This is a genomic window from Brevundimonas sp., assembly GCF_013912005.1.
Classification (GTDB): Bacteria; Pseudomonadota; Alphaproteobacteria; order Caulobacterales; family Caulobacteraceae; genus Brevundimonas.
The window spans coordinates 21742-43887 of the sequence record NZ_JACESB010000012.1; the positions used below are offsets into that span (position 1 = coordinate 21742).

The following is a 22146-nucleotide window of genomic DNA, read 5'->3' on the forward strand; positions in this document are numbered from 1 at the left end:
GGTCGAAGGCTCAGGGGACTTCGGTGATCAGCAGGTCGGCGGAAGCGGTGCCCCCGCCGTAGGTTCCGACCCAGACGTCGTAGACGCCGGAGGACGGCTTGTCGAAGCGGACCTCGGCGTTGTTGCCGTTCCAGCCGTCGTCGTCGCAGTACCACTGGCCGTCCGGGCCGTTGATGACGAGGGTGGTGTCGGAGGACGCCTCGGTGCGGAACACCAGCGGCAGCGAGCCGCTGCTGTAGGTGACCTCGTAGTCGGGGGCGACGGCGATCGACCCCGCGCAGCCGGCGGAGACGTCGGAGGCGGAAATGGTCCCGCCGGCGGTCAGGCTGATGCGGCGCGGATCGGGCGTGAAGCCGCTGCTCAGCGAGATCTCGCCGAAGGTGGCGCGCAGGCTGGCGTCCGGCGCGTCGCCGTCGCCCGAGCTCGAGCCGTCGTCCTCCGAGAGCTCGGAGATGTGCAGGGTGGCCGAGGCCGTGCCGCCGCCGAAGGTGCCGACCCAGATGTCGTAGGTCCCCGAGCGGGGGCTGTTGAAAGTGACCTGCGGGTTGAGGTTCCCGTTGGAGTCGTCGTCGCAGTACCACTGGCCGTCCGGACCGTTGACCACCAGGGTCGTGTCGCTGTCAGCCTGGGCGTAGATGTAGAGCGGCAGCGAGCCGGCGGTGTAGGTGACCTCGTAGTCCGGGGCGTTGGCGACCGAACCGGAGCACGGCGAGCCGATGCGCGACGCGTCGATCGAGCCGCCCGCCGTGATGCGGACCGAATGCGGATCGGGCGTGAAGCCCGAGCTGAGCCGCACCTCGCCGTAGGTGGCGCGGGCCGACGCGTCCTGGGCGGCGACCCCCGAGGCGGACGCCAGCAAGGCCGCCAGCGCAGCCGCAATCACTTTCTTCATGAACCCCGATCCCCCGGATTGAATGTGGGTGGAAAAATGGCACGCGGCGGGAGCGTCAGCAACGGCGTTCGCCAACCGCGCATCTTTGCTTGGCGGATCGGCCCGCCGCGTCCTACTTCCCGAACATGACGAAGGTTCTGATCATCGGCGCCGGGCATGCCGGCGGTACGGCGGCCGCCCTGCTGCGGCAGTACGGGCATGCGGGTCCGATCATCCTGGCGGGCGAGGAGCCGACGCCGCCCTACCAGCGGCCGCCGCTGTCGAAGGCGTGGCTGAAGGGCGAGGCCGGGCTCGAGGACGTGCTGTTGCGGCCGGAAAGCTTCTACGCCGAGCAGGACATCGCGCTGCGCACCGGCGTAACGGCGACGGCCATCGATCCGGCGGCGCGGACGGTGCGGTTCGCCGACGGGACCGCCGAAACCTACGAGGTGCTGATCCTGGCCACGGGATCGACGGCGCGGAAGCTCGCCCTGCAGGGCGCCGACCGGCCGGAGCTGCTGGAGCTGCGCACCCTCGCCGACGCGCAGCGGCTGAAGGCGGCCCTAGGGCCGGGCCGGCGGCTGGCGGTGGTCGGCGGCGGCTACGTCGGCCTGGAGGCCGCGGCCTCGGCGCGCGCCCTGGGCGCGGACGCTGTCGTCATCGAGCGCATGGACCGGGTGCTGGCCCGGGTCGCGTCGCCGGCGTTGTCCGACTTCTTCACCCGCTATCACCGCCAGCAGGGAGTAGAGGTCCTGACCTCGGCGGAGGTGACCGGGTTCGAGGCGGCCGGGGTGCGGCTGGCCGACGGGCGGCTGATCGAGGCGGACGCGGTGCTGGTCGGCGTCGGGGCGCTGGCTTGCGACCAGCTGGCGCGGAGCGCCGGGCTGGCGTGCGAGAACGGGGTGGTGGTCGACGAGACGGCGCGAACCTCCGATCCCCACATCCACGCCATCGGCGACATGACCTTCAGGCCCGTCCCGGCGATGGGCGGCGGCCGCCACCGGCTGGAGAGCGTGCCCAACGCCCTCGAACAGGCGAAACAGGCCGCGGCGGCGATCACCGGGCGCGCCCCGCCCGCGCCCGAGGTCCCGTGGTTCTGGTCCGACCAGTACGACCTGAAGCTTCAGATCGCCGGCCTGCCGGACGGCGCGGACCGGACGCTGGTGCGCGGCGAGGTCGGCCCGGGCGGCTTCGCCGTGTTCCATCTGGCCGGCGACCGGATCGTCTGCGTCGAGGCGGTCAATGCGGCGGCGGAGTTCATGGGCGGGCGGCAGATGATCGGCCGCCGGACCCCGGTGGACGAGCGGCGACTGGCCGATCCGGGCGTGCCGATGAAGGCGGTGGCCGCCGGCTGACCGGGGTTGGCTGGCAGAATTATTGCGAATGCGTCGCAATTAGGTTGCGTCTGCGGCCGAAGGTGATAATGCGACCGGGTCGCAACTAACCTTTGCCGGATTCCCCGATGACCGACCGCGCCGACGCGCTCCGCGCCCTCCTTTTCGCCTCGACCGCCGCCGGGATGCTGATGGCGGGGCCGACGCTGGCCGCGGAGCCCGGGCCGGGCGATGATCCGCAGGACGCGACCACCCTCGGCACGGTGACGGTGACGGGCCAGCCGGTCGCCCGCGAGCCGCAGTCCCCGGAGTTCGTGGCACCGCTGGTCGACACGCCGCGGTCGGTGACCATCATTCCGCAGCAGATCATCGAGCAGACCGCGGCGACCTCGCTGCAGGACATCCTGCGGACGTCGCCGGGGATCACCTTCGGGGCCGGGGAAGGCGGTCAGCCGCTGGCGGACCGGCCGTTCATCCGCGGGCAGTCGTCGGGCAACAACGTCTTCGTCGACGGCATCCGCGACACCGGCGGCCAGCAGCGGGAGGTCTTCAACCTCGAGCAGGTCGAGGTGATCAAGGGACCGGACGCCGTCTACTCCGGCCGCGGCTCCGGCGGGGGGAGCATCAACCTGTCGTCGAAGACGCCGCGCCTGACGGATTTCTCGCGGGTCGGGCTGGGCGTCGGCACGGACGGCTATCTGCGCGGCGTGCTGGACCAGAACTGGCGCGTGGGCGAGACGGGCGGCCTGCGGCTGAACCTGATGGCGGCCGGGGGAGACGTGCCCGGACGCGACTCGGTCGATTACGACAGGTGGGGCCTCGGACTCTCCGGCGCGATCGGTCTCGGGACCGCGACCACCGCGACCCTGAGCTATTACCACCTGACCTCGGACCAGATGCCGGACTACGGCATTCCGCTCTTCACCAAGATCGGCGTGCGAACGACCGACAGCGGCGTCCTGGATGTGCCCTATGACAGCTTCTACGGACTGACCGCCCGCGACTACCTGACCAACGAGGTCGACAGCCTGACGCTGGAGGTCGAGCACCGGCTCACGGACGCGCTGTCGATCCGCAACGTCACCCGCTACGCAGAGACCCTGAACGACTACGTCGTCACCAACCCCGGCGACGGCGGCCGCTTCGACACGAACCCGCCGGGCGCGGCTCTTGTCGGCGGGGAGTGGTGGATGAAGCGCGGGACCAAGTCGCGCTGGAACCCCACCTCGACCTTCGCCAACGTCGTCGACCTGTTCGGGCGCGTGAACGCGGGCGGACTCAGCCACAGCTTTGACGTCGGCGCCGAGTACAGCCGCGAGATCAACCGCAACGCCTCGTATGCGGTCGTCACCACCGGGGGAAGCGCCTGCCCGGCGCCGCTGACCGGGCTGGACTGCACCCGCGTCTATGCGCCGAACCCGTCGGACCCGTGGCAGGGGACGATCACCCGCGGCGCCGAGACCCACTCCAACACCAACACCCTGGGCCTCTACGCCTTCGACTCGATCGCCTTCGGAGAGCGCTGGGTCCTGAACCTCGGCGTGCGTCACGACAGCTACGAGGTCGACGGCACCTCCCTCCCGCGGGGCGCCACCGTCCCGACGGTCGAGGCGGCGTCGTGGGACTTCGTCAACTACCAGGCCGGACTGGTCTACAAGCCGACCGGGAACACCAGCGTGTACGCCTCCTGGGCCACCTCCTCGACGCCGCCGACGGTGGCCGGGGGCGACCAGAACGGCACGGGCGGGTCGGGCTCCGGCAACCTCTCGGGGGAGCTGCTGGATCCGGAGGAGACCGAGAGCGTCGAGATCGGCGCCAAGGCCGCCCTGTTCGGCGACCGCCTCTCCCTCAGCGGCGCCCTGTTCCGCACCACGCGGCGGAACGCGCAGATCCTCGTCTCGGCAGGGGTCTACGAGCAGGCCGGAGAGGCCGAGGTGCGCGGGCTGGAGCTCGGCGTCTCGGGCAACATCACCCGCGAATGGCAGGTGTTCGGCGGCTACACGTACATGGACTCCGAACTGGTTTCCGGCGCCTACAACAACGTCAACGTCGGCGACCCGCTGGCCAACACGCCGGAGCACAGCTTCAGCCTGTTCAGCACCTGGCGCGCGACGCCCCGGCTCGCGCTGGGCGGCGGCGTCTACTACGTGTCGGACAGCTTCGGCGGCAACCAGGGCGGGGCCGGCGGCGGTTCGAACCGGATCTACGCCCCGGCGTACACCCGCGTGGACCTGTTCGCCTCCTACGATCTGACCGACAGCGCCACATTGCAGCTGAACGTCCAGAACGCCGGCGACGAGGAATACATCCTGCGGACCAACGGGGTGCACCACGCCGACGTCGCCCCTGCGCGGCAGGCCATCCTGACCCTCAACCTGCGCTACTAGGTCGTTCCGCCCGAAGACCGGCGGCGCAGAGCCCGGGATCCGGTTTCCTGATGGCCGGATCCCGGGCGCCATCGTTTCAAGGAGGCGGCCATGCTGCTGCACATTCCCGGCGTGTTCACCAAGGACGAGGTCGCGGCCCTGCGCGCCCGGCTGGACGCCGGCGACTGGGTCGACGGCAACGTCACCTCGGGCCACCAGTCGGCCACCGCCAAGGTCAACCGCCAGCTGCCGGAGGACTCGCCGGAGGCGAAGGAGGTCGGCGCCCTGGTGACGCAGGCGCTGAACGCCAATCCGATGTTCGTCTCGGCGGCCCTCCCGCACACCATCTTCCCGCCGCTGTTCAACCGCTACGAGGGCGGCGAGCACTTCGGCGTGCACGTCGACAACGCCATCCGGCAGCGGGGGGCGGTGCGCATCCGCAGCGACCTGTCATGCACCCTGTTCCTGTCGGAGCCCGAGGACTACGACGGCGGCGAGCTGGTGGTGGAGGAGATGTACGGCCCCCAGACGGTCAAGCTGCCGGCCGGCGACCTGGTGCTGTATCCGTCCAAGAGCCTGCACCGGGTGACGCCGGTGACGCGCGGGGCGCGGGTGGCCAGCTTCTTCTGGCTGCAGAGCCTGGTGCGCGACGACGCCGACCGCGAGACCCTGTTCCGCCTCGACGTGGCGATCCAGCGGGTCAGCCGCGAGAAGGGGCCGAAGGACGCGGCCGTGCTGGAGCTGACCGCCGTCTACCATAACCTGCTGAGGCGCTGGTCGGAGGTGTGAGGCGGGGGGAGGCGTCGGGTGAGCCCTTTCTCGGCGCCGCCTGCTGAAGGTCGTCATGCGGGCGGAGCGCAGAGGTCGGTTCCCGACCCGTTGCGGACATTCCTTCTGCGTCTAGGATCAGCCTATGCACGTGTTCCTTTCGCTCGGTTCAGCTATCCTTCTGGGCGCGACCCCCCATCGCCTGTTCAAATCTCAACATGCGAGGTCGCTATGGCGGCGGAGACCAGTGCAGCGACTTGGCTCGATGCCTTCAACAAGCGTTGGGGTCACGAACAATACCCACCCCTCGAAGTGCAACCTGCCGACCTGGAGCAGGCAGAGAAGGATTTGAGCTATACCTTTCCGGCGACCTACCGTGGCGCGGTCTTGGCAGTCGGCCTTCCGGAACCCACAGCCGATCTGTGGGACGCCATCGATGAACACTCGGACTTGCCGCACTTGGGAGACTTCCTGACGCCGACCGAGATCATTGAGAGCATTCAAGACTGGACGCCCTCGGGCTATCCTGCCGACCTCGTGCCGTTTGCGTCAGACAGCGGGGGCAACCTGCTTTCGTTCCGGAGGAGCGATGTCAGTGACACCGTATATCTCTGGGATCACGACTTCGGCACGGTTCAGCAGATCGCTCCGTCTTTTGCGGACCTTCTAAAGGCGTATTGCAGCCCTCGGGGTGAGACTACCTAGGTCCGCTCCCCACCCATAGCCGCCCATTGGACCGTCCGCATCGCGGCGACTCCCGCCTCGCGCAGCAGAGCATCCGGGGTCAGTAAACGTCGCGACGGTAGCGCCCGGTCTCCAGCAGCTCCAGGACCCGTTCCGCACCGAGCACAGCCTCCAGCGCGGCGTGCACCCCGGTCGACATGCCCTCGAGGCTGCCGCAGACCAGCACGCTGGCGCCCCGGTCGACCCAGGCCCGCAGCTCGCCGGCGTGTTCCGCGATCAGCGCCTGGACGTAGCGGCCGTCGCCGGGTTCGCGCGAGAACACGCGGTCCAGACGGGTCAGCCGCCCGGAGGCGAGGGCGGCCTGAAGTTCGGCGTCCAGCCAGGCGTCATGCGCGCGGCTGCGCTCGCCCCACAGCAGCCAGGCGCCGCCGGGACCGCCCTCGGGCCGGGCGCGCAGGTGGCCGCGCAGGCCGGCGAGGCCCGTGCCGGCGCCGATCAGCACCAGCGGGACCTCGGGGGAGGGGCCGTGGAAGCTGCGGTTCGCGCGCAGCCGCATGTCGACCTCGTCGCCGGGCTGCAACTCGCCGGTCAGCCAGCCGGAGGCGAGGCCGGGGGAGCCGTCGTCGCGCACCACCCGGCGGACGATCAGCTCGACGCGGCCGTCGGCGGGAAGGGAGGCGACGGAGTATTCGCGGCTGGCCCGGGCGGCGCCGTCCGCCGGCGGCAGGCCGATCTCGGCGATGTCGCCCGCCTGCCAGTCGGGGGCGTGGCCGACGGGTTCGAAGGCGAGCAGCCAGGCCTCGCCGCCGGGGCTGCCCGGGTTCAGCCGGCTGCGCTCGACCAGCCGCCAGCGGTCGAAGGCGGGCGGGGCCCAGTCGGCGGCGACGGGCGCCCCGGCGACGGCGGCCAGCTGGCGCCGCCAGTGGCGGATGGCGCCGGCGTCGCCGTCGTCCACCTCGACCCGGTCGAACAGGGGCTCGGCGCCGGAGCGGCGCAGCCAGGCGTCCAGCGCCCGGCCGAAGCCGCAGAACTGCGCATAGGCGCGGTCGCCCAGCGCCAGCACGCCATAGCGCAGGCCGGCGAGGTCGGCGGGCCCCGCCATGTGCCGGCGCACGAAGCGGGACAGGCTGTCCGGCGCGTCGCCCTCGCCGGTGGTGGCGGCGACGATCAGCACCCGGCCGGCGGCCCTGAGGTCGGCGGGCTCGAGCTCGCCAAGCGGCGCGACGCGGACGGGGGTTCCGGCGCCGGACAGGGCGTCGGCGGTCATCCACGCCAGCTGTTCGGCGAGCCCGGTCTGGCTGGCGAAGGCGACCAGCACGCCCTCGCCTCCGGCGCCGGCCGACAGGGCCCCGGCGCGGGCGGCGGCGGCGCGGCGGGCGCGGGCCCGGACAAGGGCGACGGCGGCGATCGACAGCAGCCACAGGGCGACCGCCGCGGCGGCCCAGAGCCAGCGCACGGGATCGGTGGTCACGCGGCCTCGTCGAGCATCGCCTCGAAGGCGGGGGTGACGGTTTCAGCGAGCCCGGCCTCGCTCCGGACGACGAAGGCGGCGGCGAGCCCGGTCGCCGCGGCGAAGGCGGGCCCCTCGGCCGGTCCCATGACCGCCAGGGCGGTGGCCATGGCGTCGGCCTGCATCGCCGTCTCCGCCAGCACCGTCACCGAGGCGACGCCGTTGTCCAGCGGCCAGCCGGTGCGGCCGTCGAGGGTGTGGGCGTAGCGGCGGCCCTCGTGGTCGAAGCCGCGGATCCAGTCGCCGGAGGTGGCGGCGGCGAGGTCGAACAGGGCCACGAGGGTGCGCGGGGCGGGCGCGCCGGGGGCCTGCTGCAGCTCGACCCACCACGGCTGGCCGTCGGGCTTGACCCCGCGGCCGCGCAGCTCCCCGCCGATCTCCACCAGGTGGTGGTCCGCGCCCAGCCCGGCGACGCGGTCCGAGACGAGATCCACCGCATGCCCCTTGGCGATCCCGGACAGGTCGAGCTTCATGCCGCCGACCTGCTGCACGGCGCGGGCGTTGCGGTTCAGCCGCAGGCCCTTCCAGCCGGACCGGCCAAGGGCTTCGGCGATCTCGGCCTCGTCGGGGAGGTCGCCGGCCGGTCGCGGGCCCGGCGGGCCGAAGCCCCACAGGTCGACGAGGGCGCCCAGCGTCGGATCGACCGCCCCGTCGGTGTCGTCGGCGAGATCGAGGGCGGCGTTGAGCAGGGTCCAGAATGGCTCCGACACGGCGTAGAAGCCGGGGGGTGCGCCGTTGAACCGGGCCAGCTCCGAGCGCGGATCCCAGTGGCTGAAATGCTGGACGACGCGGGCGAGCTCCGCCTCCACCGCCGCCCGGGCCGTCGCCGGCTCCAGCCCCGGCGGCGGGACCAGCCGGACCGACCAGGTGGTGCCCATGGTCTCGCCGGCGAGGTCCATGACGTCCCCGCCGGGCGGCCGCGTCGGCGTCCGCCCGTGGTTGGGGATCAGCACCCGGTTGTCGCCGGATCCGGTCAGGGCAGAACTTCCATGACGCCGTTGTACTGGGCGCTGGCGGCGGGCTGGCCGTCGGCGGCGGGCGTGCGGACGGCGGCGTTGATCCAGTACAGTCCGGCCTCGGGCCAGGTGACGGTGAAGGCGCCGTCGGCGGCGGTCGTGACGGTCATCTCCTCCGGATTGTCGCGGTAGCGCGTCCCGCCGCGGGCGATGGTCACGTCGAGGCCGGCGGCGGGCTGGCCGTCGCGGAGCAGGCGGAAGGTCGCGGGCTCGCCGGCGACGAGATCGTTCGGATGGGTGACCGGCGCCAGTTCGATGCCCTTGCCCGTCGGGGCGAGGGCGGCGGTGTCCGGCGCACCGAGGGTGACGAAGGTCTCCACCCGGCTGTCGGAGCGGGTGACCGCGACGTTGGTCGCCCCGGCCGGCACGTTGGCGGCGATGTCGGCCTCGGCCCCGCGCCAGCGGCGGGTGGTCCCGTCCACGGTGTAGGCCACGACCACCCCGCCCATGACGTTGGCGACCCGGTAGGTGCCCGGCTTCGTCAGGTGCAGGTCGAAGGAGGAGCGGTAGCGGGCGCGGTGCAGGTTCTCGGGCTGGACCGTCGCGCCGTCGGGACCGGTGATGACGAGGCCGTCGAGGTTCATCGCCGCATGGTCGGCGATGAACACGCCGTTCGACATGCCGGCGTCGAACCCGACCCAGGCCTCGTCGCCCGACAGGACGGTGGAGGTCGGGGCCAGCCAGGCGCGGTGGGCCTGGGCCGACATGGGGACGGCGAGGGCGGCGAGCGCGGCGAGGAGGGCGAGGGACTTCTTCATGGCGGGCTTCCTCTAGCGGGTGACGGTGACGGCGACGGCGCCGAGTTCGGTGGAGCCGGAGGCGCGGCCGGCGTTCGGCGCGCCCCAGCGGAAGGGCACGCGCACCACCTCGCGTCCGCCCAGTTCGCGGGCGGCCTCGACCACCAGCACATAGTCGCCGGCCGGCAGGTTCGACAGGCGGGCGCCCGGCACGCGGATCGCGTGGGTTCCGGGGGCCTTGGTGGCGCTGGAGATCCCGTCGGCGGGCAGGGTCATCGACCGGCCGCCGCGCCGCCACCAGGTGCGCATGTCCTTCAGCCAGTCCTTGCCCTCGGCGACGTTCGAGACCTCGTACCAGACCGCGAGGGTGCGCACCGCCGTGTTGTCGGGCCGCTCGATCCACACCGCGACGTAGGGGCGGTGATAGGCGGCGACGTTCAGGCGCGGGAGGGTCACCGACACGTTGAGGTCGGCGGCCAGGGCCGGGCCGGCGACCGAGCCGGCGGCGAGGGAGGCGAGGGCGAGAGGCAGCTTGCGCATCGGGAGCTCAGTGGATGAACAGGAGGGCGATGAGAACGGGGACGAGCACGCCCAGCCCGAGCAGGGGCCAGGTGGAGGGGCGCTGGCGGGCGTGCATCCAGGCGAGGGCGAAGCCGGTCACCGCGAAGACCACGCAGGCGACGGCGAAGACGTCGATGAACCAGTACCAGACGGGGCCGGTGTTGCGGCCCTTGTGCAGGTCGTTGACCCAGGCCACCCAGCCGCGCGTGGTGCGCTCGCGCAGCGCCTCGCCGGTGGCGCGGTCGATGGTCAGCCAGCCGTCCCCGCCGGGCTCCGGCAGGGCGACGTAGACCTCTTCGGCTGTGGTTTCCGTCGGCCGGCCGGCGATCTGGACCTGCAGGGCCTGCGCGGCCCAGCGGGCGACGGCGTCGGGGACGGGCGCGGTGGTGTCGGCGGGAAGGCTCGAGAGCCGCTCGAGAAGCGGGGCCGGGAGCTGCGCCGTCGTCTCGACCGTCGCCGGCTCGGCGGGAATCTGGGCCGCGTGGTTGAGGGTGACGCCCGTGATCGCGAACAGCAGCAGGCCGGCGAGGCTGACGGCCGCCGAGATCCAGTGCCACTGGTGCAGCTGCTTGAGCCAGAACGACCGGCGGGCGTTCAGGGCGGTCTTCGGCCTGGCGGGGGCTGCGGGAGCGTCGGTCACGCCCGGCTTGTGCCGAACCTGCGAACGATTTGCAATAAGGAGATGCGCAGGCTCAGCGCGACAGTCTGACGCCGAGCCTCAGGGTCCGCGGGGGACCGTAGCCGGCGACGCCGGTTCCGCTCTCCGCCACCTCGACCTCCGCGTCGAACAGGTTGTCCGCGGCCAGCCAGAGATCGACCCCCGGGCGGAGGGTCCAGTCGGCCCGCACGGCGGCGGTGACCGCGCCCTCCAGGACCCGGCTGTTCAGATCGTCCTCGTAGCGGTCGCTCTCCCACCGCAGGTCGGCGGCGAGGGCCAGCCGGTCGGTCGCGCGCCAGTCGAGGCCGGCCGTGGCGCTCCATCGCGGGGCTTGGGCGGGACGGAGCCCGGTCAGCTGCGGCGCGTCGGACCCGCCGTCGACCTCGGCCTCGGTGAAGGCGGCGGCGGCGCGAACGGACAGCGCGTCTGTCACCGCTAAGCGGCCATCGACCTCCACGCCGACCGCCTCGATGGTCCCTGCGTTCCGCCGTTGCCGCAGCACGCCGCCGGCGGGCACGAAGCCGGCGCGGGGGAAGGTTCCGGGCCCCTCGGCCAGGGTGACGTTGACGATGGCGTCCTCGATCCGGTTCCAGAAGACGCCGGCGGACAGCGACGCGCGCTCGCCGGCCCAGCTCCAGCCGGTCTCCACGCCGCGCAGCCGCTCGGGCTCAAGCCCGGCGTTGGCCTCGGTGATGTCGTTGCCCACCCGGAACGGCCGGTGCAGCTCGTTCAGCGTAGCCGGGCGGAAGCCGGAGTAGGCGGCGGCGCGGACGGCGTGGCCGGTCCCGAGATCCCGTCGCGCACCGAGGCGCGCGCTCACCACCTCCCCGGCGCGGTCAGGGTCCGCCTCGTCCAGGGTGGGCGCGCCGGTGGCCAGGTCGAACTCGCGCCGCACGCCGTCGCTGTTGCTCCAGCGGTCGGCCCGGAGGCCGCCGGCCACCAGCCACGGGCCGTGCGTCCAGGATCCGTCCGCGTAGAGGCCCGCCACCGCCGTCTCACCGCCGGCGACGCGGCCGCGCGTGAAGCCTGCGCCGAGATTGCGGAAGCGTTCGCGGGTCTCGCCCTCGGCCAGCCGCACGTCGGCGCCGAGCTCCCATTCGACCCGCGCGACCCCGCTGACGATCACCCGGCGCAGGGCGGCGCTGGCCCCCCAGCCGACGGCGGGCGTCTCGAACTGATGGTTGGCCGGCGTGGCCGACGAGCGGTCGTCGGCGAGGGCGACGAAGACGTTGGTGAGGTCGCTTCCGCGTCGCCAGAGCTGCAGGCGCCAGCCGGGGCGGTCCGCGCCGGGCGCGGCCGCGGCGGTGGCCGAGAGCACATCGCCGCGCGCCGTGGAGCGCGAGCCCTCCACGCCGGAGCCGCGGTCCTCGTCGAAGGCGCCCGCCCGCAGGGACACCACGGCCTCGCCGGCGGGAATGTCGGCGCGCAGCGAGGCGCTGCGCGTCTCCAGGTCCAGCGGCGTGTCGGCGGCGCCGGCCTGCGGGCCGCGCACGGGGACGTAGCCGTCGCTGGTCTCGTACAGGGCCGACCCGACCAGCCGGGCCCGTCCGAGCGTCGTCGCGCCGGCGGCGGAGAGGCGGGCGCCGCCGCGTTCGGCGAGCGAACCGTCCACCGCCCGGCCGGAGTCGCGCTCGCGCAGCTGGATCACCCCGGTCAGGGCCCCCGCGCCGTACGGGCCGGCGCCGGCGCCGCGGACGATGTCGAGGCCGGAGAGGCTCTCCGTCGGGACCTGGGACCAGATCACCCAGCCGCCGAAGGGATCGTTCAGCGGCACGCCGTCGAGGGTGACGAGCGTCCGGCCGGCGCCCGAGGGCGCGATGGCGCGCAGCGAGATGCCCTGGGTCGTGGGATTGGCGGCGAGGCTGGAGGTGCGGCGGAACAGCGACACGGCCGGGACCGCGGCCAGGGCCTCGTCCAGCCGTTGCTGGTCGCGCAGGTCGCGGTCATCCAGCCGGATGACCGAGAAGGCGGCCTCGGAGGCGGCGGGCGGGAGCCGGGCGCCGGTGACGACGATCTCGGGGAGTTCGGGGGGCGGGACCTGGAGCATGAGGCGCTACAATGACCCGGGACCGCTCCGGGTTGCCAGTCAGGCGGCTTCCGCGGCGGCGGCCGCAGGATCCGCCGCCGAGAGCACGCGGCGGATGGCGTCCAGCAGGGCGTCGGGCTGGATCGGCTTCTGGGCCACGCCGTCCATGCCCGCCGCGCGGTACTCGACCTCGTCGCGCGGGTCGGCGTTGGCGGTCAGGGCGAGGATCGGCACGGCGGCGGCCGGGCCCGGCAGGGCGCGGATCGCCCGGGTCGCCTCGACGCCGTCCATCACCGGCATCTTGACGTCCATCAGCACCAGGTCGAAGCGCCCCTCGCGCATTCGCTCAAGGGCGTCGCGGCCGTCCACCGCCGTCTCGTGCGAGCAGCCGAACAGCTCCAGCACCTTGCCCGCCACGAAGCGGTTGGTGGCGTTGTCGTCGACCACCAGCACGTGCAGGGTCTCGTGCGGCGTCGGGGCGGCGCGCGCCGGCTCGGCCGCCAGCAGGTCGGGCCCCGCCCGGTTCAGTTTCAGATCGAAGGCGAAGCGGGCCCCGCCCAGGGCGCTGCGGTCGACCGCGATGGCGCCGCCCATCCGCTGGACGATCTGCCGGCAGATGGCGAGGCCGAGACCCGCCCCGGCCCCGTCACGGCCGGCGTGCCCGGTGTTGAACGGCTCGAAGATGCGATCCGCGGTCGCCGCGTCGACGCCGGGGCCGGAGTCCTCCACCGTCCCCGAGAGGGCGATCTGCTCCCCGTCCGGGCGGGCGGTCAGCCGGACGGCGATGGTTCCCGCGGGCGTGAACTTGATGGCGTTGCCGATCAGGTTGTTGAGCAACTGCTTGAGGCGGGTCTCGTCGGCGATGACCCCGGCCACGCCGGGCGCGTCGCAGGAGACGGCCAGGGTCAGGTTCTTCTCCAAGGCCCGCGGCCGCCACAGGGCCAGCAGGTCGTCGGCCAGCGCCTGCAGCCGGAGCGGCGCCTCCTCGAAGCTCATCAGCCCCGCCTCGGCGCGGCTCATGTCCAGCGCGTCGGTCAGCAGCCGCAGGAGGCTCTGGCCGGAGTCGAGGATGGTGCGGACATAGGGGCGGAGGGACTCCTGCTCGAGCTCGCGCTCCATCAGCGCCGCCACGCCGAGCACCCCGTTCAGCGGCGTGCGGATCTCGTGGCTCATCACCGCGAGGAACTCGGACTTGGCGCGGCTGGAGGCGCGGGCCTCCTGCTCGGCGAGCGCGAGGTCGCGGGCCAGCGCCGCCATGTCCTCGGCGCGGCGGCGGTGAACGGCGGTCCCGGCGCGCAGCAGGTGGATGCCGGCGCCGACGCCGGCGTAGCGGCCGCCCGAGACGACGACGAAGCCGTTCAGCAGGGCGCCGAGGCCGGCGGCGTCGACGCTCTCGAACAGGGTGGCCGCGTCGGCGTCGGCGTCGAGCACGCGCGGATTCGCGTCCATGAAGCTGGAGGCCGGACGGCGAGCGTAGAGGGCGCGGCCGAACTCGGCCGCCATGCGCAGGGTGAAGGCGTTGCGTTCGACGAGACCGAGCGGGCGGCCCGCCTCGTCGACCACGGCGATCGCCAGGGTGTCGGGTTCGTCGCGGAAACGCTCGACGATGTGGGCGCCGGGCGTATCCGGCGACACCGGCGCCGGCGTGCTGGCGAAATCCCCGACCCTGGCCATGCGATCCTGCTCCCGGAAAGGCGCACAGGGCGTAGCGGGAGGGCGCTTAACGGCAGCTTTGCCGTTCGTGAAGCTTTCGCGATTTTCTGTTGTAGATCAGTCCGTGCCCGGAGTTACAGGCGGCCCAGAAGGTCGGCGGCGAAGGTCGACAGGGTGTCGTCGCGGGCGCCCATCACCACGATGCGGTCGCCGGGGCGGGCGAGCTCGACCAGGCGGTCGCCGCAGGTCTCGCGGGTCGGCAGGGCCTCGGCCTGGCGGCCGGCGGCGCGAACCCCTTCGGCGATGTCGCCGGAGCTGACCGAACGGTCGGTGGTGCCGCCGTAGTAGACCGGCTCGGGCATCAGCAGCACGTCGTCCGGCCGCAGCAGGCCGGCGAAGCCGTCGATGAACTCGCGCTTCATCAGCTTGAGCGGGCCGAAACCGTGCGGCTGGAACAGCACCAGCAGACGGCCGTCGAAGGCGTGCAGGGTCTTGAGGGTGGCGGCGATCTTGTCCGGGTTGTGGGCGAAGTCGTCGATGACGGTGACGCCGTTGCGGGTCCCGACCGTCTCCATGCGGCGGCGGACGCCGGCGAAGGTCTCCAGCGCGCTGACGGCCTGGTCGAGCGGCACATCCAGCGCGCGCACGGCGGCGAGGGCGGCGAGGGCGTTGGCGACGTTGTGGGCGCCGGGGACGGCGAGCGTCAGGGCGCGGCGGGCGCCCGAGCGCCGCTCGGCCAGCTCGAACCGGATTCCGGTCGCCAGGGGCTCGAGGTCGTGGGCGGCGAAGTCGGCCGAGTCGTCGCCGAGCGCGAAGGTCAGCACGCTGTCGCCGCGGCCGGCCTCGACCATCTGCTGGGCCAGGGCGGCGGTCTCGGGATTGTCGAGGTTGAGCACGGCGGCGCGGGCGCGGCCGGTGAAGCCGCCGAACAGGTCGCGCAGCTCCTCCATCGACTTGTGGTCCAGCGAGATGTTGGAGACCACCGCCACGGTCGGGTCGTAGCGGGCGATGGAGCCGTCCGACTCGTCGACCTCGGAGACGAACAGGTCGGACCCGCCGACGAGGGCGCTGGCGAACGGGTGATCGGCGTCGGCGAAATTCTTCATCACCGCCCCGTTCATCACGGTGGGCGCGCGGCCGGCGCTGTGCAGCATCCAGGCGATCATGCCGGTGATGGTCGACTTGCCCGAGGTGCCGGCGACGCCGACCGAGGTCGCGGCCGCGTTGAACAGCTGGCTGAGCAATTCGGGGCGGGTGACGATGCGCGCCCCGACCGCCCGGGCTGCGCCGATGTCGGGCACCGTGTCCTCGACCGCGCCGGTGGCGACGACGATCTGGTCGGCACGGGTGACGCCCGACCCGTCCTGCGGGTGCAGGGCCACGCCGTGCGCCTCCAGCCAGGCGAACTTCTCCGGCGTGCGGCCCTGGTCGCGCGAGCGGTCGGAGCCGGCGATGCGGTTCCCCTGCGCCTGCACGATCATCGCCAGCGGCAGCATGCCCGAGCCGCCGACGCCGCAGAAGAAGTAGTCGTTCGCCATGAGCCGCTGAGTAGAGGCCGGAAGGCGCGAGGGGAAGGGATTGGTTCGGGAGGGGGAGGCGCTCTAAGAAGGGACGCACAGTTCCCCGGGGGCGCGTCTTGAAGATCGGCATCGTCAACGCCAGTTCGCGCTTCAGCCGGGAGCGCGGCGAAGCCGTCGAGGCGTGGTTCGCCGCCAACGTGCCGGACGGCTCGGTGAAGGTCGTCTTTCACCCGGCCAGCTTCAGCAAGCACGGCCACTTCGGCGGGGACGACGCCACCCGGGCCCGCGCCTTCGTCGAGTTCGCCAACGACCCGCGGCTGGACGCGATCTGGTTCGCCCGCGGCGGCTACGGCTCCTGCCGCATCGCCGAGGCGGTGCTGCCGCAGCTGACCGCGGCGGCGCGCAAGAAGCGCTATCTCGGCTATTCCGACGCCGGCAGCCTGCTGGCGGGGCTGTACCGGGCCGGCTTTCCGCACGTCGCGCACGGGCCGATGGCGTCGGACGCGGTGCGCCACGACGAGACGGCGTGGCGGGCGCTGAACTGGCTGACCTCCGGCGACCGCGGCGCGTGGGAGCCGTCGCTGCACCTCGACCCGCGGCCGGCCGTGGCCTTCAACCTGACCATCCTCGACCAGCTGATGGGCACCTATCTGGAGCCCGACCTCGCCGGGCATGTGGTGATGCTCGAGGAGGTGTCGGAGGCGCTCTACCGGGTCGACCGGATGATGTTCCACCTGACCGCCCAGCCCGGCATGAAGCGGGTCGCGGGCATCCGCCTGGGGCGGGTGTCGGACATCACGCCGAACGACCCCGACTTCGGCCTGACCCCGGAGCAGATCGTTCGCTACTGGTGCCAGCGCGCGGGCATTCCCTTCCTCGGCGCGGCCGACATCGGTCATGACGCCGCCAACAAGGTGGTGCCGTTCGGGCCGCGCTGATCCGCCCCGCGCGGGCGACTGGCGCCGACCGCGCCTCGCCGCCATCTTGGGCCGGATGAACCGCCGCAGCCTCCTGATCCGCGCCGCAAGCCTGGCCGCCGTCGCCGGCGGGGCCTGGTGGGTGCGCGAACACATGCTCTGGCCGGCGCCGGAGCTGGCTTTCGGCCCGGACGGGGCGACGGCGTGGATGCGCTACGGCCGGCGCTCGGCCGCGCCGACGGTCGAGGTCGGGATCGCCGGGCGTCGCGAGCTGGCCCTGATCGACAGCGGGGCCCAGTACTCGGTGATCGACCGGAGCCTGTTCGACGCCCTGCCGCCGGCCCGGCGCTCGCTGTTCGACATGCCGCTGGTCGCCTATGGCGTCGGCGGCGGGGCCCAGATGGGCCGCGGCACGACGCTGGAGCTGGGCCTCCCGGGACTGGCCGTGCGGGGGCTGCGGGCCGCCATCCTCGATCTCGGGCCGCTCGCCTCCGAGGACGGGCTGCGCACGCGGCTGATCATCGGCCAGGACGTGCTGGGCGAGGCGGTGCTGGCGCTCGACCCGCCGCGGCGACACGTGCGCCTGATCGACCGCGCCGCCTTCGTCGCGCCGCCGGACCTGGCCCCCACGCCGGTGCGGCGGGTCGGCACGGCCATGCACGCCGAGGTTTCGGTCGAGGGAACGGTGCTGGAGGCGGTGGTCGACACCGGCGCCTCGGCCCTGCTGGGCCTGAGCCGCGAGGCCGCCACGGGGGCGGGGCTGCTGGATGGACGACGCACGCGCTCGGGCGTCAGCCTGGTGCTGGGCGGCGCCCTGCAGTCGCTGGCGGTCGAGGCCCGCACCGTGACCTTCGCCGACCACCTGTACCGCGAGGTGGAGGTGGGGGTGTTCGAACAGCCGCCCCTGCCGAACTTCCCCGGCGGTCTGGTCGGCATGGGGGCCTTCGCCGAGCGGCGGGCGGCGCTGGATCTCGGCCGGGGCTCGCTCCTGGTGTCGCGTCCGCTGGACCTGACCGTCGGCCGCTGATCAGAGGGCGGCGAAGGTGTCGCAGGCGGCGGGATCGCCGGTCTCGTAGCCGCGCCGCAGCCACTGCTGGCGCTGGGCCGAGGAGCCGTGGGTGAAGCCCTCCGGGACCACCCGGCCGCCCTGGCGGCGTTGCAGCGTGTCGTCGCCGATGGCCGAGGCGGTGCGCAGGCCTTCCTCGAGATCGCCGGCGGTCAGCGCGACCTGGCCGTTGGAGACGGCGGCGGCGTTGGCGGCCCAGACGCCGGCGTAGCAGTCCGCCTGCAGCTCCAGCGCCACCGACCAGCGGTTGGCCTCCGCCTCGCTCCCGGCCGCCTGCTGCGCCCGCTGCACCTGCTGCGAGGCGCCGGTCAGGGTCTGGACGTGGTGGCCGTACTCGTGGGCGATCACATAGGCGCGGGCGAAGTCGGCGCCTGAGGCCCCCAGCTGGGTCTCCATCTGCCGCCAGAAGGACAGGTCGAGGTACACGCGCTGGTCGGTCGGGCAGTAGAACGGCCCCATGGCCGCCTGACCGAAGCCGCAGCCGGTGGACGTGCCCTGCTCGTAGAGAACCACCGTCGGCGGCCGGTAGCCCTGCAGCTGACGCGCCCAGACGTCGTCGACATTGGCGCCGATCACGTCGACGAACTGGCCGGCCTCGTCCTCGGGCGTGCCGCGCGCGCCCTGCTGCTCCGCCCCGACCCCGCCCAGCTGGCTGGTGATCTGCCGGGTGGTGGAGGGGTCGATGCCGAAGACGAAGTAGGCGATGGCGGCGACCACCAGGGCGCCCACGCCGCCGCCCGCCAGGCCGACGCCGCCCATGCCGCGCCGATCCTCGATGTTGCCGCCGCGCCGTCCGCCCTGCCACCGCATCCGCATCTCCCTCGGTCGAAGCTACGCCGGAACGCCGTCGGCAGAGAAGGGATGCGCGCGGATCAGTCGGGAACGCGGTCCAGCCAGGCGTCGATCTCGCCGAAGTCCTCGGCCGCGGCGCGACGGCGGGCCGCGGCCGCCTCGCGGGCGGCGCGGGCCTCCTCCGGGCTGCGCAGGGCGGGCGGCGTGGCGGGAATGTAGGGCTCCGGCTGACGCCGCGCCTCGATCTGCATACGCGTGAAACGGCTTTCCAGCGCCTGCTGCCGGGCCTGCAGCTCGCGCTGGTCGGCGCGGCTGCGCAGCCGGTCGATCTCCATCCGGTGCTGGTCGGCCTGCCAGCGGTGGCGATCCCAGGCGTCGGCGGGCGGCGTCTGCGCGACGGCCGGCGCCGCGGCGGCGAGAAGGACGAGGGCGAGCAGGCGGGTCATGCCTCCAAGATGGGCCTGCGGCGAATGTTCTCCAAGCGGAGCCGCAACCCCCTGCGCCGCCGCGCGGTTCTGGTCGCATCCCCGAATGCACAAAAAGGAGCCGCCCATGAGCCGCCTCACCGGAAAGACCGTCGCCGTCCTCGCCACTGACGGAGTCGAGCAGATCGAACTGCTGGAGCCCGTGAAGGCCCTCAGGGAGGCCGGCGCGAAGGTCGAGGTGGTGTCGCCGAACTCGGGCGAGATCCAGGGCTTCGAGCACCTGACCCCGTCGCAGAAGATCCCGGTCGACCGGGCGCTCGACGGCGCCGACGCCTCCGCCTACGACGCCCTGCTGCTGCCCGGCGGCGTCGCCAATCCGGACCAGCTGCGCGGCAGCGAAAAGGCGGTGGCCTTCGTCCGCGCCTTCTTCGACGCGGGCAAGCCGGTGGCGGCGATCTGCCATGCGCCGTGGCTGCTGGTGGAGGCGGGCGTCGCCGAAGGCCGCACCCTGACCGGCTACGAGACCATCCGCACCGACCTGCGCAACGCCGGCGCCAACGTCGTCAACGAGGCGGTGGTGGTGGACGACGGCCTGGTGACCAGCCGCTGCCCGGACGACATCCCGGCCTTCAACGAGAAGATGATCGAGGAGTTCGCCGAAGGGCGGCACCGCGGACAGGCGCAGGCGGCGGCGGAGACTCCGCAGCCGACCGCCCACTGAAACGAGGAGGACACGATGCACGAGGAACAGCAGGTGCGCGAGGGCGAGCCCGGCTTCGGCCGCGAGGAGGATCTGGAGGCGGCGCGCCACGGCGGCCGGCCGGCGGAGGCCGACATGGACGCCGATCCGAAGGCGGCCGCGGACGATCCGCTGACGGTCTCGCCGGATCCCGATGCGGAAGAAGGCCGCTAGAGCGCCCAGACCGCGGACCGCTTGACCTCCTGGTCCTCCAGTTCGCGGGTGGTCGGCACCCGGTACTCGGCCAGGAAGGTCAGGCCTTCGCGCGGAAAATAGGTGCGCCCGGGATCGCCGATCAGCACCCGGGCGCCGGCCGCCTTCGCCTGCGCCAGCCACGACAGCACCCGGTCCGTCATCGGCTTCTCGTAGCAGACGTCGCCGGCGCAGATGAGGTCGACGTCCGGCGGCGGCGGGGCGTCCAGAAGATCGGCCTCCGTAAAGTCGAGCCGCACCCCGTTGGCGGCGGCGTTGGCCTGGACGGCGGCGCCGCAGAAGGGGTCGATGTCGGCGCACAGCACAGACGCCGCGCCGGCCCTCGCCGCGGCGACGCCGATGAGGCCGGAGCCGGTCGCGAAGTCGAGCACCCGCCGGCCCGCGACCTCGTGCGGATGATCGAGCAGATAGCGCGCCAGCGCCTGCCCGCCGGCCCAGGCGAAGGCCCAGAACGGCGGCGGCAGGCCCAGCTCGCCCAGCTCCTCCTCGGTCAGCCGCCAGATCGGCGTCACCTCGTCGGCCAGATGCAGCGAGATCTCCGGCGCGTGCGGCACGGGCTGCAGCCGGGTGTTGGCGACGATGAAGGCCGCGGGGTCGGCGATCACGAGCGGCCGGAGGCGGTCTTCAGCACCTCCAGGTAGCCGTCCGCCACCTCCATGCGCGCGCCCTGCGGCGTCGTCCGCACCGCGCGGTGCAGGGCGGGCAGCTTCCAGCACGGCACGTGCATGAACAGGTGGTGCTCGGCGTGGAAGTTGACCCAGTAGGGGGCGATGAAGGCGCGCTCCCACCAGTTGGCCCGGGTGGTGCGCGCGGCGCGGAAGGGGTCGGTCGCCGAGCCGTCGACGCAGGCGTGCTCGGCGATGTTCCTCAACCGGGTGACCATCGGGAACCAGGTCGCCATCGGCAGCAGCCACAGGACGAAGTACGCCCACCAGACCCCGAGCAGGCCCAGCCCGGCGAGCAGGGCGAGGTTGACCAGCAGGAAGGGCGCGACGGAGCGGCCGGTGACGACGGCGCCTTCCGCCACGTCCTCGTCCCGCTTCGAGGCGAAGGCCCGGAAGAGGAACAGCACCCGCTGCTTGAAGAAGGTCTGGCCGGTCAGATCGCGGATGATCTTGCGGCGCAGGGAGGCGCGGGTGACCGGGAAGGGGGCGGACAGCACCAGGTCCGGGTCCTCCGGCTGCTGGGCGAACTTGTGGTGGCTGAGATGGTAGGGCCGGTACAGCCTCAGCGAGGCGCCGATCGGCACGGCGCACAGCCAGTGGCCGAGGAAGTCGTTGAGTCTCGCGTTCGGCGACAGGCCGCCGTGCGCCGCCTCGTGCATCAGGATGGCGAGGCCCAGCTGGCGCGTGCCGATGACGGCGACGCAGACCGGGATCAGCCACGGCCAGGCGACGCCGACGGCGACGGCCAGGCCGATGACCGCCCAGCAGTGGGCGACAAGCAGGGGGCCGACCCACGCCGACCGGGTCTGGAACGGCGCCCAGGCCTCGGGCGGGAACAGGTCGGCGGGACGGGCGCGGGGCGCGGCGGGCATGGCCGAAGGATACGCCCGCCGGCCGGCCTCGCAAGCGAGACCTGCCATGTCAGGCGTTCCTTGCAAAATGTCATGTTGACATGACACGAAGCGGATGTAAGGTACGCCTTACAACACGTCAGGAGGACTTGTCATGCACGCCATCGGGAAGAACGGCACGCCGGCCGGCCGCCGGTACGTCGTCCGCACCTTCGCCTTCATGGCTCCGTACGCCGCCATCAACGTCGCCGCCATCTTCGGGGCCTTCGACGAGATCTACGGAAAGCCCGCCGCCTGGGGTCTGGCGCTGGCGGTTTCGGCCCCGGTGATCGGGCAGATCTGGGCGACCCTGTCGCTGATGAACGAGTCCGACGAGTTCATCCGCGCGCTGGTCGCCCGCCAGTTCATCCTCGCCGCCGGCCTCGCCATGGCCATCGCCAGCGTCTGGGGCTTCGGCGAGAGCTACGCCGGCGCCTACCACCTGCCGGTCTGGCTGATCTATCCGCTGTTCTGGGCCTGCTTCGGCGTGGTCGCTCCGTTCGTGCGGAGCAGCCGATGAAAAACCGCCTCAAGCTGCTGCGCGTCGAGCGCGGCTGGACCCAGGAACAGCTGGGGCAGGCGCTGGGCGTCTCCCGCCAGGCGGTGAACGCCCTCGAGACCGAGAAGCACGACCCGTCGCTGGACCTCGCCTACCGCATCGCCGTGCTGTTCGCCCGGCCGGTGGAAGACATCTTCGAGAATCCCCACGCCTGACCGGCGCGGACGCAACCCAAG

General features: G+C 72.8%; 23 protein-coding genes. 10 read left to right on the plus strand and 13 right to left on the minus strand.

The annotated features are described in order from the left end of the window. Positions 1 to 10: 10 nt before the first annotated feature. Complete coding sequence (locus tag H2038_RS09475; RefSeq protein ID WP_292112152.1) at positions 11 to 892, minus strand: peptidase; 882 nt, start codon at positions 890 to 892, stop codon at positions 11 to 13. Between the two features lie 125 nt (positions 893 to 1017). Here H2038_RS09475 and H2038_RS09480 point away from each other — a divergent pair, with 125 nt between their 5' ends. The 4 genes from H2038_RS09480 to H2038_RS09495 all read left to right on the plus strand — a co-directional run bounded on the left by H2038_RS09480 (position 1018) and on the right by H2038_RS09495 (position 6044). Further along, complete coding sequence (locus H2038_RS09480; protein ID WP_292112155.1) at positions 1018 to 2226, plus strand: FAD-dependent oxidoreductase; 1209 nt, start codon at positions 1018 to 1020, stop codon at positions 2224 to 2226. Between the two features lie 107 nt (positions 2227 to 2333). Further along, positions 2334 to 4592, plus strand: coding sequence for a TonB-dependent siderophore receptor (locus H2038_RS09485; RefSeq protein ID WP_292112157.1), 2259 nt, complete (start codon positions 2334 to 2336; stop codon positions 4590 to 4592). Between the two features lie 90 nt (positions 4593 to 4682). Further along, complete coding sequence (locus tag H2038_RS09490) at positions 4683 to 5360, plus strand: Fe2+-dependent dioxygenase (protein ID WP_292112160.1); 678 nt, start codon at positions 4683 to 4685, stop codon at positions 5358 to 5360. Between the two features lie 210 nt (positions 5361 to 5570). After that, complete coding sequence (locus H2038_RS09495) at positions 5571 to 6044, plus strand: SMI1/KNR4 family protein (RefSeq protein ID WP_292112162.1); 474 nt, start codon at positions 5571 to 5573, stop codon at positions 6042 to 6044. A 79-nt stretch (positions 6045 to 6123) separates the two neighbouring features. Here the strand turns inward: H2038_RS09495 and H2038_RS09500 are convergent, their stop codons facing one another. The 8 genes from H2038_RS09500 to H2038_RS09535 form a co-directional block, all read right to left on the minus strand. Continuing rightward, positions 6124 to 7494: a sulfite reductase subunit alpha gene (locus H2038_RS09500; RefSeq protein WP_292112164.1), complete on the minus strand. Its 1371-nt coding sequence runs from the start codon at positions 7492 to 7494 to the stop codon at positions 6124 to 6126. Then, the gene (locus H2038_RS09505; RefSeq protein ID WP_292112167.1) at positions 7491 to 8486 is read right to left on the minus strand and encodes an FAD:protein FMN transferase; all 996 of its coding nucleotides are present in this window, start codon (positions 8484 to 8486) and stop codon (positions 7491 to 7493) included. Before H2038_RS09505 ends, H2038_RS09500 begins: the two co-directional genes overlap by 4 nt. Before the next feature lie 20 nt (positions 8487 to 8506). Further along, positions 8507 to 9307, minus strand: coding sequence for a DUF4198 domain-containing protein (locus H2038_RS09510; RefSeq protein ID WP_292112171.1), 801 nt, complete (start codon positions 9305 to 9307; stop codon positions 8507 to 8509). Between the two features lie 12 nt (positions 9308 to 9319). Further along, entirely contained in the window at positions 9320 to 9826 is a 507-nt protein-coding gene (locus H2038_RS09515) for a DUF2271 domain-containing protein (protein WP_292112174.1), read from the minus strand. 7 nt (positions 9827 to 9833) lie between these two features. Then, positions 9834 to 10487 carry a PepSY-associated TM helix domain-containing protein gene (locus H2038_RS09520; protein WP_292112176.1) on the minus strand — a complete coding sequence of 218 codons (654 nt, stop codon included), beginning with the start codon at positions 10485 to 10487 and terminating at the stop codon, positions 9834 to 9836. Positions 10488 to 10539: 52 nt separating this feature from the next. Then, positions 10540 to 12552: a TonB-dependent receptor gene (locus H2038_RS09525; protein WP_292112179.1), complete on the minus strand. Its 2013-nt coding sequence runs from the start codon at positions 12550 to 12552 to the stop codon at positions 10540 to 10542. Between the two features lie 39 nt (positions 12553 to 12591). Next, a complete protein-coding gene (locus H2038_RS09530) occupies positions 12592 to 14205 on the minus strand; it encodes an ATP-binding protein (protein ID WP_292112182.1) in 1614 nt (537 codons plus the stop codon). A 113-nt stretch (positions 14206 to 14318) separates the two neighbouring features. Continuing rightward, positions 14319 to 15722 carry a Mur ligase family protein gene (locus H2038_RS09535; protein ID WP_292112185.1) on the minus strand — a complete coding sequence of 468 codons (1404 nt, stop codon included), beginning with the start codon at positions 15720 to 15722 and terminating at the stop codon, positions 14319 to 14321. 98 nt (positions 15723 to 15820) lie between these two features. On the opposite strand from H2038_RS09535, the gene H2038_RS09540 reads away from it, so the two are divergent. Together H2038_RS09540 and H2038_RS09545 are read left to right on the plus strand one after the other, a co-directional pair. After that, positions 15821 to 16642, plus strand: coding sequence for an LD-carboxypeptidase (locus H2038_RS09540; RefSeq protein WP_292112188.1), 822 nt, complete (start codon positions 15821 to 15823; stop codon positions 16640 to 16642). A gap of 55 nt (positions 16643 to 16697) precedes the next feature. Further along, positions 16698 to 17648: a retropepsin-like aspartic protease gene (locus H2038_RS09545; RefSeq protein WP_292112191.1), complete on the plus strand. Its 951-nt coding sequence runs from the start codon at positions 16698 to 16700 to the stop codon at positions 17646 to 17648. Here H2038_RS09545 and H2038_RS09550 read toward each other — a convergent pair whose 3' ends face one another. Continuing rightward, the gene (locus tag H2038_RS09550; RefSeq protein WP_292112194.1) at positions 17649 to 18497 is read right to left on the minus strand and encodes a neutral zinc metallopeptidase; all 849 of its coding nucleotides are present in this window, start codon (positions 18495 to 18497) and stop codon (positions 17649 to 17651) included. A 62-nt stretch (positions 18498 to 18559) separates the two neighbouring features. Next, the gene (locus H2038_RS09555; protein WP_292112197.1) at positions 18560 to 18925 is read right to left on the minus strand and encodes a hypothetical protein; all 366 of its coding nucleotides are present in this window, start codon (positions 18923 to 18925) and stop codon (positions 18560 to 18562) included. Between the two features lie 106 nt (positions 18926 to 19031). On the opposite strand from H2038_RS09555, the gene H2038_RS09560 reads away from it, so the two are divergent. Together H2038_RS09560 and H2038_RS09565 are read left to right on the plus strand one after the other, a co-directional pair. Further along, on the plus strand, positions 19032 to 19625 hold the full coding sequence (locus H2038_RS09560; RefSeq protein WP_292112200.1) for a type 1 glutamine amidotransferase domain-containing protein: 594 nt from the start codon (positions 19032 to 19034) through the stop codon (positions 19623 to 19625). A gap of 15 nt (positions 19626 to 19640) precedes the next feature. Then, positions 19641 to 19817, plus strand: a complete 177-nt coding sequence (locus H2038_RS09565; RefSeq protein ID WP_292112203.1) for a hypothetical protein — start codon at positions 19641 to 19643, stop codon at positions 19815 to 19817. On the opposite strand, the gene H2038_RS09570 is transcribed toward H2038_RS09565, so the two are convergent. Together H2038_RS09570 and H2038_RS09575 are read right to left on the minus strand one after the other, a co-directional pair. Further along, positions 19814 to 20458, minus strand: a complete 645-nt coding sequence (locus tag H2038_RS09570) for a methyltransferase (protein WP_292112275.1) — start codon at positions 20456 to 20458, stop codon at positions 19814 to 19816. The genes H2038_RS09565 and H2038_RS09570 overlap by 4 nt on opposite strands. Then, entirely contained in the window at positions 20458 to 21441 is a 984-nt protein-coding gene (locus H2038_RS09575) for a fatty acid desaturase family protein (RefSeq protein ID WP_366926494.1), read from the minus strand. Before H2038_RS09575 ends, H2038_RS09570 begins: the two co-directional genes overlap by 1 nt. A gap of 85 nt (positions 21442 to 21526) precedes the next feature. On the opposite strand from H2038_RS09575, the gene H2038_RS09580 reads away from it, so the two are divergent. Continuing rightward, positions 21527 to 21931, plus strand: coding sequence for a hypothetical protein (locus H2038_RS09580; protein WP_292112205.1), 405 nt, complete (start codon positions 21527 to 21529; stop codon positions 21929 to 21931). Next, entirely contained in the window at positions 21928 to 22125 is a 198-nt protein-coding gene (locus H2038_RS09585; RefSeq protein ID WP_092306123.1) for a helix-turn-helix transcriptional regulator, read from the plus strand. The genes H2038_RS09580 and H2038_RS09585 overlap by 4 nt, the downstream gene beginning before the upstream one ends. Positions 22126 to 22146: the final 21 nt, after the last annotated feature.